This window comes from Robinsoniella peoriensis (genome assembly GCF_000797495.1).
GTDB classification, from domain to species: Bacteria; Bacillota; Clostridia; order Lachnospirales; family Lachnospiraceae; genus Robinsoniella; species Robinsoniella peoriensis.
In genome coordinates, this window is record NZ_JTGN01000006.1 from 58,098 (window position 1) to 70,540 (window position 12,443).

Genomic DNA, 12,443 nt, shown 5'->3' on the forward strand with positions numbered 1-12,443 from the left:
ATATATATAGCATATGTAAAATAAGAGCAGATATAGCAGTTATCAAATGTATAATATTTATATATTTTGTTAAAAAGCTATGTTAAATAATATTGAACAATAAATAGAAAAGGAGAGACAGAAAATGAAAAAAAACGATAAGGTTAGCAACAAACCCCTTAAAGTGAAGAAAGTACGAAGTAAATCTGCAGTAAGGGGGGACATCTCTTTGTGGATGTTTGTCCTGCCGGGATTAATTCTGACATTTATCTTCAGTTATATTCCCATGTATGGAGTACAGATTGCGTTTCGGGATTTTAATCCAAGACTGGGGTTTTTGGGAAGTCCATGGGTTGGGTTTAAATACTTTATCCGGTTTTTTGAATCTCCTTATTTTGCATCTACAATAAAGAATACCTTCTTAATCAGTATCTATTCTCTGGTTGCCGGGTTCCCCATTCCGATTCTTCTGGCTTTGGGACTGAATTCTTTTAAGCATAAGAAATACCGTAAGGTAATTCAGACAGTTACCTATGCACCGAACTTTATTTCCGTGGTTGTTATGTGCGGTATGCTGTTGTTATTTCTTTCACCGGATGCCGGTATTATCAACAAGATACTTTCTTTTTTCGGCATTGCACCGATAAATTTTATGGGAGACAAGTCTTACTGGAGACACATCTATGTATGGTCCGGTATTTGGCAGAGCATGGGGTGGAATTCGGTTATTTATTTTGCGGCTCTTTCGGCAGTCAGCCCGGACCTGCATGAAGCAGCAATTATGGATGGCGCAAATAAATTCCAGCTTATCCGGCATATTGATTTACCTAGTATTATGCCCACCGCAATTATCCTTTTGATTATGAGCTGTGGAAGTATTCTTTCAGTAGGGTTTGAAAAAGTATTCCTGCTGCAGAACGACTTGAATAAGAGCGTATCTGAAATTATTTCTACCTATACATATCAGGTTGGTCTTGTTGAAAATAATGTTTCCTATTCAGCGGCAATTGGTCTGTTCAATTCGGCGGTCAATGCAGTGATGCTGATCACTGTAAATAAAATAGCCCGTAAGTCTTCGGGTATTAGTTTGTACTAGAGAGGAGGAATTGATTGATGAAGAAATTCAGACAACAGTCAGCAACCGATAAGTTCTTTGATATTTCCCTGTTTATTATACTGACAGTTATTTTAATCATTGTAGCTTATCCCCTTTACTTTATTATAATTTCCTCCATCAGCGACCCCAAGGCAGTTGCCAGCGGAATGGTAACATTTCTGCCGGTAGGAATTAATTTTGCGGGTTACCGGGAAGTGTTTAAGAATTCTTTAGTCGTATCGGGATTTATCAATGCAATCGTATACACAGCATGTGGTGTCTGTGTCAATCTGGTCGTGACGATTCCTACCGCCTATGCCTTATCCAGAAGCAGGTTCGGCGGAAAGACAATCGTGACCTGGTTCTATATGATTACGATGTTTATCAGCGGTGGTATGATTCCGACCTACCTGGTTGTCAAAAATCTGCATATGCTGGATACTATGTGGTCGTTAATTCTTCCGGGGGCACTTAGTGTCTACAATATGATTGTTGCCAGAACGTTTTTTCAAAGCAATCTGCCGGAGGAACTATGGGAAGCAGCCAGTGTGGATGGTTGTACCCAGACAAAGTTTTTCTTTAAAATTGCTTTACCGCTGTCCAAATCAATTATTGCAATTATGGTGCTGTATTATGGTGTAGGACATTGGAACTCTTATTTCAGCGCATTGCTTTATTTGAAAGATGATGCAAAGTTCCCGCTGCAGTTAGTGCTTCGTTCCATTCTGATTCAGAATCAGGCGGCCCTTGCCCAGCAGGTGACAAGTGTTTCAGCCCAGGTAGCACTGGAAGCACAGCGGCAGTTAGTTGAACTTATGAAATATTCGCTGATTATTATTTCCAGTATTCCAGTCATGATTATGTATCCCTTTGTCCAGAAGTATTTTGTAAAGGGAGTTATGATTGGGTCAGTTAAAGGGTAACACATAACATGCTAAGTGTATGTGGCAGTCAAAATAAAAATCTAAAAGAAAAGGAGTATGAGTATGAAAAGAAAAAGAGTGTTGGCAGTTTTAGTATGTGCAGCAGCCCTTACTGCAATGGGTATGGGAGGATGCAGCAAAAACAGTGCTTCATTAGAAGCAGCCGGTCCGGCTAATGACAAAGTGGATGAAGATGGAAAGGTAAATGGTGTATTTTACGAAACAGGGCTTCCGATTGTTGATAAAGATGCCTATAGTTTTTCACTCTTCTGTGATGACTCTTCTGAAAATGGTGAGTACTGGATGATGGATGAGATGGAAAGGCAGACGAATATCAAGGTGAACTTAGAGTATTTCCCAAATGAGGTGGCAAAGGAAAAGTTGTCTCTGGCATTAAGTTCGGGAGACTATGCGGACTGTATCGGTGGATGGCTGTTCCAGGACAGCGACATCCTGAAATACGGTGTTGACCAGAAGATTTTCATTCCCCTGGAAGACTATTTTGAGAAATATGCGCCAAATATTATGAAGATTCTGGAAAGAGAAGGCGTCAGAGAAGCAATGACAGCTCCGGATGGACACATCTATACCATACCATACGTAGTAGATGCTCCGCTGGTAGATTATGAACCTTTTATCAATGAAAAATGGCTGAAAAATCTGGGGCTGGAAATGCCGACCACCACAGATGAGTTCGAAAAAGTATTGATGGAGTTTAAAGAAAAAGATGCCAATGGAAATGGGGACCCAAATGATGAGATACCAATGTCTTTTGACCCGAATAATAAACATATTGGTTATCTGTGCGGATATTTCGGTATGCCGGTTGATAATTACGGAATGAGTATGAAGGATGGAAAACTGATATTCGGAGCCAATAGCGAAGAATATAAGAATGGCATTAAATGGCTTAAAAAGTTATATTCCCAGGGGCTGATTGATCCGGAAGCATTTACGCAGGATTTAAGCCAGTGGAAGGCTAAAGGTTCCCAGGACCGCTATGGCTGTTCTATGATGTATGCCAGCAATGATATTGTACCGTATCTGGCGGGAGAAGAACCAGATTTTAAACCCCTTCCTGTTTTGAAAAGCCCGGATACGGATAATCCTGTATGGCTCAGAGCTTCGGATGGAGCTTCTGTTATGAAGACGCAGGTTGTTATTACAGATAAAGCGAAGGATGTAGGGGCAATTGTCAGATGGTGGGATGATTTATTTGAATTCCAGAACTCTGCACAGAAGTTGTCAGGTCCTTTAGACATATGCATTTTTAAAGATGGGGATGGATACCGCGCCATTGATAAGGCAACCCTTTCTCCGGAAGATGAAAAGAAGTATTCCTGGGCGAACCTGTTCCCACAGTCTTTGCCGCATTACCTGCCCCAGGGATTCAAATTTAAAGAAGATGTGCCGATGTATCCGGAAAAAGACAAGGCAGATGAAGTTTATAAGCCGTATTTGACGGAAGCAATTCCATCTTACTGGGTATCCATAGATGATTCTGCTAAATTTTCCGATATCCAGACTTCTCTTCGGGATTTCATTGCCCAAAAGGCAGCAGAATGGATTGCGGGACAGTCAGATATTGATAAGGAATGGGACAGCTATTTAGAGCAGCTGAATACACTGGGTCTGCAGGAGTATATAACAATACGTGAAAAAGCATTGCAGACAACGGAGGAAGCAGTAACGGAAACAGCACAATAGAAAGATAAGCAGTAAGGAGGCACCATGAGTGAAGAAAGTATGCATTTACAGGATATGTTAAGATCAGAAGAAAAGGCAGAGGACATTAAGGATGCAGAAGACATTAAACCGGCGAAAGAGAAAAAGGGTGCGAATGACATAATGGATGCAAAAGACATAAAGGACGTAGAAATAGAGGACGCAAAAGATGTAATAGAAGAAATAGAAGAAATAGAAGAAATAGAAGAAACAGAAGAAACAGAAGAAACAGTAGAAGACAAAGTCGCTGCCGGTGTACATAATTACAGTGCAGAAGAGGAATATGTCATGCCGGATGATCCAAAGGTTCTTCAAAAGCTCCAGTGGTTTCAGGATCAGAAGCTGGCGCTGATGATGCACTGGGGAGCATATTCCCAGCTGGGTCTTGTGGAGTCCTGGGCACTGTCTGATGCCGATGCAGAGTGGTCCAGGGGTGGTGTTGACTGGGAGATTACAGGCGAAGAGTTTAAAAAGGAATATTTTAATCTGAACAAAACCTTTAATCCGGTTCGCTTTGAACCGGAGAAATGGGCAGATCTGGCGAAAAGAGCAGGTATCCGGTATCTGATCTTTACAACCAAACACCATGATGGCTTCTGCATGTGGGACAGTGCTTATTCAGACTATAAAGTAACGGCAGAGGATTGTCCGTTCCATACCCATAAATACGCGGATATCTGTGCCCACCTGTTTGAATCCTTCCGAAAGAGAGGAATCGGTATCGCCGCATATTTCTCAAAAGCGGACTGGCATGTGGACAGTTACTGGAGTGATGGATATGCAAGGGGTAACTATATGCACAGAGGACCGTCATATGTACCCCTGGAGCATCCGGAGCAGTGGAAAAAGTTTGTGGATTTCACCCAGAATCAGATAAAGGAACTGGCAACGAGTTATGGAAAACTGGACATTATGTGGTTTGATGCAGGCTGGGTCAGTGATATCGGGTTAGGAGAGACTATAGAAGAGATCCGGAAATTCCAGCCCGGAATGCTTTGCGCGGACCGCACTATGGGTGGACCTTATGAAAACTATATTACACCGGAACAGTGCGTTCCCAAGGAACCCCTGAACGTACCATGGGAAAGCTGTATCACCCTTGGCACTTCCTTTTCCTTTGCTTATGAAGACCGTTATAAAACCTGCCGGGAAGTGATAGCACTTTTGGTGGACATTGTGGCAAAGGGAGGAAATCTCGCTATTAATGTGGGACCCCAGCCGGATGGCAGACTTCCAAGAGGCGCTGTGGAATGCCTGGAAGATATGGGAAAATGGCTTTCGGTTTATGGAGATGCCATTTATGGGACCAGAGTATGTGCTCCTTATAAAAAAGATGGAATTGCATTTACAAAGAAAGAAAACTTAGTCTATGCAATTGAAACTTTTGATAAAGAATCGGATCCGGTAAGGGCAGAAGTCTGGATTCCTTATGAGGGAACAGTGACATCCATAACGATGCAGGATACCGGGGCAGAGGTGGAGTTTACCAGAAAAGATACCGGTTATGTTCTTCATTTGCAGGAGTACGGTAAAGAAACAGCGCCGATTGCCAGGGTTTTTTGCCTGAAGTAAAAATAATGGAAGGAGTTTAAGGAGGGATCAATGGAGTCTATGTATATATTACCGGCACCACAGAAAATTATGAAAAAGGAAGGGGCTTTTGCCCTTCCTCATTATGGAAAGATCGAGATGGACGCTTCCTGTCCACAGGATGTATCTTATGCAGCAGATATTTTAAAAAGAGAGATTCTGGATTTTACCGGAATGGATTACAGCTTGAGCCGGGGAACTAAGGGGACAAATGGGGGAGCAGAAATTGTTTTAAAATTAGAGGATTCACTAAAGGAACAAAGCTATGTTCTGGTAATCCGGGAGGAGGGAATCCAGATTACCGGAGGAGGATACCATGGTATTCTTTACGGAATACAAACGCTGCGCCAGATAATCCGCCAGGAAGGCTGTGTATTGCCGCTTGTTGAAATCGAAGATGAACCGGCAATGGAGTTTCGGGGATTTTATCATGATGTTACCAGAGGCAGGATACCTAAACTGGAAACGTTGAAAAAGCTGGCTGATACGTTAAGCTTTTATAAGATAAACCAGCTGCAGCTATACGTTGAACACAGCTTTTTGTTTGAGGGGCTCAGCGAGATGTGGAGAGATGACACGCCGCTGACGCCAGAGGATATTCTGGAACTGGATGCCCACTGCAGAAAAGCAGGGGTGGAACTGGTACCGTCTCTGTCTTCTTTCGGACATTTGTATAAGCTTCTCAGCACAAGAACTTATGAACACCTTTGTGAACTTGCGGATCCTGTGAAGATGCCGTTCAGTTTCCGGGGACGTCAGATGCATCATACCCTGAATGTCACCATGGAAGAAAGTTATGAACTTGCAGTTAAAATGATTGAAGAATATATGCCATTATTTACTTCGAAGCAGTTTAACATAGGCGCGGATGAAACCTTTGACCTGGGAAAAGGAAAAAGTAAAACTTACGCAGAGGAAGCAGGCATAGACCGGATGTACATTGACTACGTGAAGAAGCTTTGCGGGTACCTTGTGGACAAAGGATATCGACCTATGTTCTGGGGGGATGTAATCTGCGGATTTCCGGAGCTCATGAAGGAACTTCCAAAAGAAACCATTTGTTTAAACTGGGGATATGCATGGAATCAGTGTGAAGACGGAACAAAGGCATTGGCAGAAGCCGGGGCTACCCAGTATGTTTGCCCGGGTGCAGGTGGCTGGAATCAGTTTATTAACCTAATGGAATCTGCCTATATGAATATCAGCAGAATGTGCGCATTTGGCGAAAAGTACCGGGCAATCGGTATGCTGAATACGGATTGGGGTGATTTCGGGCACATTAACCATCCGGATTTCAGTATGCCGGGCATGATCTACGGAGCCGCATTTTCCTGGAACCGAAAAGAAATATCATTTGAAGAAATAAACCGTATGATTTCTGTTCTGCAGTATCAGGACAGATCCGAAAGACTGATGTCTGTTGTCAGCCGTATGTGCAGACATGCCGTATTTGACTGGGAGATGGCGGTGCGGTTCCAGGAATTGACGGAATCCGGAATAGAAGATACCTGGTGTATGGAACGGATTAAGTCAAGGGAAAAAGAAATTCTTAAGGCAGAGGAAGAGAATAAAATTCTTAAGTCAGAGGAACTGGAACTGAAAAAATGTGCAAAAGAGATGAATGCCGGACAGAAGAAGGCGGTTCATGATTTCCTGATAGCGGCAGAAGGTATTGCAGTGCTGAACAGTATGGGATTACTAATCTATAAGAGCAGCTTTCAGGGAATGGCCGGATGTGCGGATCAGGCAAAAGTGATTGCACAAAAGCTGGAATGCTGGTTCTGTGAATATAAAAAAATGTGGAGAAGTATCAGCAGGGAATCTGAATTGTACAGAGTTTCCCATGTGATATTCTGGTTTGCCGATTTCTTACGGGATATGAAATAGGAAAGCCGGAAAAAAAGTAATCCAAAGAAACGAGGAATAGCGTGATAAGACTGGAATTAAATCATGGCTGGAAAATGAGACCTCTGGGAGAGGCATTCCAGGAAGCGGTGGTTCCGGGCAGTGTCTATACCGACCTGCTTAGGAACGGGAACATGGAGGATCCGTTTTTTAAGGACAATGAGATCCGTGCCAAGAAGCTTATGAACAAGGACTATGAATATGTGTGCCGGTTTGTGTATGAACCGGAGGATTTTAAAGATTGTGAAAGGATACTGCTGCATTTTGACGGTTTGGATACACTGGCGGATATCTATGTGAACAGCCAGAAGGCAGGAGAGGCATTCAGCATGCACCGGATCTGGGAATATGAGGTGCAGGATATATTGAAAGCCGGGGAAAATGAATTAAAGGTGGTATTCCACTCACCGCTTCAATTTTTGGCAGAGGCTTATGAAAAGTATGGAAACATTGGAAATGAAGATACGGTAGAGGGATTTATGCACCTGAGAAAAGCCCATTACATGTTTGGGTGGGACTGGGGTGCGTGTCTCCCCGATGCAGGGATTTTCCGCCCGGTATCGCTGCTGGGGATCCACTCTGCCAGAATTGATAATGTAAGGGTTCATCAGGAGCATGAATCCGGGCAGGCAGTATTAACGTTTTCTGTGGAGGCAGAACAGAACAAGAAGAGGGACGGACATAGCTGTAATACAAACAGAACGGCAGATAAGAATCTGATCCGGGCAGAACATTCCAATCAAGAGGGGCTGCATTATACGATTCTTATTTCCGATCCCGACGGCAGGATTTTGTGTGAAGAGTCAGAGACCGATAGGTTTACCGTGGATCATCCCCGGCTATGGTGGCCAAATGGTATCGGAGAACAGCCTCTCTATGAGATTAAGGTGATGCTGTATGATGGGGATGAAGTGTTAGATATCTGGCAGCGTAAAATAGGGTTACGGACCATGACGGTACGCAGGGAAAAGGATCAGTGGGGAGAGAGCTTTGCCCATGAAATAAACGGAAAGACAATCTTCGCCATGGGGGCGGATTATATTCCGGAGGATCATCTGGTGGGGCGAACCTCACGTGAGCGCACTTACCGCCTTTTAGAACAGTGCAGACTGGCTAATTTTAATTCAGTCCGTATCTGGGGGGGCGGTTATTACCCGGAAGACTGGTTTTTTGATGCCTGTGATGAGATGGGGCTTGTAGTGTGGGAGGACTTCATGTTTGCCTGTTCTGTCTATGAACTCACCCCGGAGTTCGAAGCTAATATCCGGGAAGAATTTATCACAAATATCAAAAGGATCCGCCACCATGCTTCCCTGGGGCTCTGGTGTGGTAATAATGAAATGGAAATGTTTGTGGAACAGCGCTGTTGGGTGACGAAGCCTACTGAAGTCCGGGACTATCTGTTTATGTACGAGAAAATGATTCCAGAAGTTTTAAAGGAACATGATCCGGATACCTTTTACTGGCCGGCAAGCCCCTCCTCAGGGGGATCTTTTGACTATCCAAATGACCCGGACAGAGGGGATGTGCATTACTGGGAAGTCTGGCATGGAAATAAACCTTTTTCGGAATACCGCAAATATTATTTCCGCTATATTTCTGAGTTTGGGTTTCAGTCCCTCCCTTCTTTAAAGACGCTGGAAGAAATTACAGATGATCCGAAAGATTTGAACCTGTTTTCTTATGTCTGCGAGAAGCACGAACGGAATAATGGGGGAAATGGAAAAATTGTGAAATATATGCAGCAGATGTATTTATACCCCACAAGCTTTTCAACTTTGATTTATGCCTCCCAGCTTTTGCAGGCTGATGGGATCCGATATGGCGTGGAGCATTTTCGGAGAAACCGGGGCAGATGTATGGGGACGGTGTTCTGGCAGTTAAATGATTGCTGGCCGGTAATTTCCTGGTCAGCCATAGATTCAAGCGGTAGATGGAAAGCACTTTTGTATTATGCGAAACGTTTCTTTGCACCGTTTATGATTTCCTGTGAGGAAGAAAGCTGGATGACCCAGGAAGCGGATATGAACCGCCAGCATTTCCACTTTGAGAAGTCAATCCGGTTAAATGCAGCAAATGAGACATTGACGGAGCGTACCGTAAAAGTACGGTGGGCTTTAAGAAATGCAGATGCAGCGATTCTTCGCCTGATGGAGGAAACCATAAAGGTTCCAGCACTTTCTGCGGCCTGGATGGATAAAGTGGAATTGCCGGATCTGGATTATATGAATGAGTATGTAAGCTATGAGGCAGAGGAAAACGGAGTTGTGATATCGGAGGGAACCGTCCTGTTTACTTACCCGAAATATTTTCACTTTCAGGATCCCGGCCTAACGCTGCGTACAGAAGGCGATGATATTGTTGTGACGGCAGATGCTTATGCAAAGAGTGTGGAAATTTTGAATGAAGAAGAGGATCTGGTTCTGTCTGACAATTATTTTGACATGAATGCAGGAGAAAGGAGAGTGACTGTCATTAGCGGCAGGACCAGCGGTCTGCGCGTCCGCAGCGTCTATGATATTCACTGATTGATAAATTGGATAAACAAATAATAGGCTATATTTATACAAATCATTTACCCGGGCTTACGGTTGAAGATGCAAAGATGCTTTCCATTTTAAACCTCTCTTTTGGAAAGATTGAAAACGGAAATGTAATCTGTGATCTGGAAGAATATCGGGACTGTCTCTTAAAGATCAGAAAAGAAAGCCCGGATTTAAAAATGGTGCTGTCCGTTGGCGGATGGGGAGCAGGGGGCTTTTCCGAAACAATGGCAACAGATGCCGGAAGAAAACAATTTGCCCGGTCCGCACGGAATTTGGTTGAACGGTACCAGCTGGACGGGATTGATATTGACTGGGAGTATCCTTGTATCGGAATCAGCGGAATTAAATCTTCCGGAGAGGATAAGGAAAATTTTACACTTATGCTAAAAGAGCTTCGGCTCAGTCTGGATCAGATAGAAGACCGCCATTGTCTTCTGAATATTGCCGGCGGAGGGGGAAACTATTTCCTGCGGTGTACTAATATGGGGGAAGCGTCAGCATATCTGGATTATGTTCAGATTATGACTTATGACCTGAGGGGCGGATTTACCATTGAGACTGGACACCACACGAACCTGTATGACAATCAGGCAGATCTGATGGATGTCAGTACGGACCGGGCAGTGCAGGCTTATCTAAAAGCAGGTGTACCAGGGGAGAAGCTGGTGATTGGGGCAGCCTTTTATTCCCGGATGTGGAAAGGGGTTCCGGATGCCAATCACGGATGGATGCAGATGGCGGAGTCTACCGGCGGATATGGGCCGGATTACGGGGAGCTTGCTGACCGGTATATTGATAAAAACGGATTTAAGCGCTATTGGGATGATGAAGCAAAAGCACCATGGCTGTTTAACGGAGATACGTTTATCAGCTACGAAGATGGGGAATCCATCAGCTGTAAGGCGGATTATGTAAAAGAGCATGGTCTGGCAGGAATGATGTTTTGGGAATACAGCTGTGATTCGACGAAAACCCTCACCAGGATTATCCGGGATTCGTTTTGTAATTCCAGCGTGGCACGTTTGCAGTAAAGGCACCGTGAGTTCGGGACGGGGAATCACTAAGCAAAAGAAAACAGGAGGATATTACGATGGTTCCACAATGGTTTAGGGATGCAAAGCTTGGAATATTTATTCATTACGGCATATATGCGGTTAACGGTATAGCGGAGTCCTGGTCATTTTATAATAAACAGATTTCCTATGAGGATTATATGAAACAGCTGGACGGTTTTACGGCTTCAAAATTTGACGGGGAATACTGGGCAGATTTAATTGCAGGCAGCAAAGCAAAATATGCAGTGCTAACCACAAAGCATCATGACGGCGTGGCTCTGTTTGATACAAAATACAGTGATTTAAGTGTGGTAAAGAAAACACCGGCGAAACGGGATATTGTGGATGAATATGCCAAAGCAATCCGCAAAAGAGGAATACGTGTGGGAATGTATTATTCTTTGCTGGACTGGTCACATCCAGACTATGCTTCTGTCTATGAGGGAGGTGTTATTCCTGAGGATCTGTCTAAGGTAAATCCGTTTTCCAATCCGGTTGAAGGAATCCAGGATGAAGAGGCATGGCAGCGTTTTCTGGACTTTAATAAAAACCAGCTCTCAGAAGTACTTGGAAATTATGGGACGGCGGATCTTATCTGGTTTGATGGGGACTGGGAAAGAAGTGCATCCCAATGGGGACTGCCGGAATTTAAGGAGTATCTGAAAAGTTTTAACCCTGAACTGGTGGTTAATTCCAGGTTATGCGGTTACGGAGATTATAAAACGCCGGAGCAGGGATTGCCGATTACCAGACCGGAAGGGGCCTGGGAGTTCTGTACTACCATAAATGATTCCTGGGGGTATGCCCCGGATGATCATCACTACAAAAGCCTGAACCAGATTATACGGATGTTTTGTGAATGTATCAGCATGGGCGGAAATATGCTCCTGGACATAGGGCCAAAGGAAGACGGAACAGTAGATCCCAGACAGGAAGAAATTCTTTTGGGACTCGGAAAATGGATCAGTGAGCACGAAGAGGCTGTATTTGGAACGAAAGAAGGGATTATGATCCGCTATTATCCAGGAGGAAGCACTGTTTCCATGGATGGGGAAACACTGTATTTATTTGTGCAGGATAAACCCCGTGAGAATATAAGTATAAAAGGATTGTGCAATAAAATACGGAAAATTACTGTACTTCACTCCGGAAAAGAGCTTGCCTATGACGTACACGGCGGCGTGCCCTGGTTCCACATTCCTGGAATTACGTGGATTTATATGAATGAAAAAGACTGCCATGAACAGGTTACTGTACTGAAAGTGGAATTAGAAGGAAAAGTGGAAATGTATGGGGGCAGCGGGGCTGTGGTGACCCATAATTAAAAGTGTTGTATATAAGTATTTTGAATTCAAATGAAACAGAGGCTCATTGCAAAGTAAAAATTGCAATGAGTTTTTTCATGTTAAAAAATAAAAGAAAAAATATTTTTTAATTAATATAATTGAAAAAATAATATCTTTTATATATAATAGTAAGCATATCGCTATAAGCTGAAAGATTAAAGCTTAATAATGAATGAATGTGCTGAAAAGAGGGGGTGAAGAGGGAAAAGCGTTTTACATCATGCATTATAGGATTGCGAAAACAAAAGATAAGGAATATTTTTGAGAATTGACAACTG

At 43.5% G+C, this 12,443-nt stretch carries 8 protein-coding genes; all 8 read left to right on the forward strand.

Annotation, left to right across the window (positions count from 1 at the left end):
- Nucleotides 1-124: 124 nt before the first annotated feature.
- The gene (locus tag QR40_RS13410; RefSeq protein ID WP_027296525.1) at nt 125-1,075 is read left to right on the forward strand and encodes an ABC transporter permease; all 951 of its coding nucleotides are present in this window, start codon (nt 125-127) and stop codon (nt 1,073-1,075) included.
- A gap of 17 nt (nt 1,076-1,092) precedes the next feature.
- Nucleotides 1,093-1,998, forward strand: coding sequence for a carbohydrate ABC transporter permease (locus QR40_RS13415; protein ID WP_044289734.1), 906 nt, complete (start codon nt 1,093-1,095; stop codon nt 1,996-1,998).
- Nucleotides 1,999-2,061: 63 nt separating this feature from the next.
- Entirely contained in the window at nt 2,062-3,705 is a 1,644-nt protein-coding gene (locus tag QR40_RS13420) for an extracellular solute-binding protein (protein ID WP_044295483.1), read from the forward strand.
- Nucleotides 3,706-3,729: 24 nt separating this feature from the next.
- The gene (locus QR40_RS13425) at nt 3,730-5,295 is read left to right on the forward strand and encodes an alpha-L-fucosidase (protein ID WP_242858522.1); all 1,566 of its coding nucleotides are present in this window, start codon (nt 3,730-3,732) and stop codon (nt 5,293-5,295) included.
- 30 nt (nt 5,296-5,325) lie between these two features.
- The gene (locus QR40_RS13430) at nt 5,326-7,200 is read left to right on the forward strand and encodes a beta-N-acetylhexosaminidase (RefSeq protein WP_242858523.1); all 1,875 of its coding nucleotides are present in this window, start codon (nt 5,326-5,328) and stop codon (nt 7,198-7,200) included.
- A 41-nt stretch (nt 7,201-7,241) separates the two neighbouring features.
- Nucleotides 7,242-9,746, forward strand: coding sequence for a beta-mannosidase (locus tag QR40_RS13435; protein WP_044295485.1), 2,505 nt, complete (start codon nt 7,242-7,244; stop codon nt 9,744-9,746).
- 8 nt (nt 9,747-9,754) lie between these two features.
- The gene (locus tag QR40_RS13440; protein WP_044289735.1) at nt 9,755-10,795 is read left to right on the forward strand and encodes a glycoside hydrolase family 18 protein; all 1,041 of its coding nucleotides are present in this window, start codon (nt 9,755-9,757) and stop codon (nt 10,793-10,795) included.
- Between the two features lie 53 nt (nt 10,796-10,848).
- Nucleotides 10,849-12,144 carry an alpha-L-fucosidase gene (locus QR40_RS13445; RefSeq protein ID WP_276325439.1) on the forward strand — a complete coding sequence of 432 codons (1,296 nt, stop codon included), beginning with the start codon at nt 10,849-10,851 and terminating at the stop codon, nt 12,142-12,144.
- Nucleotides 12,145-12,443 lie beyond the last annotated feature (299 nt).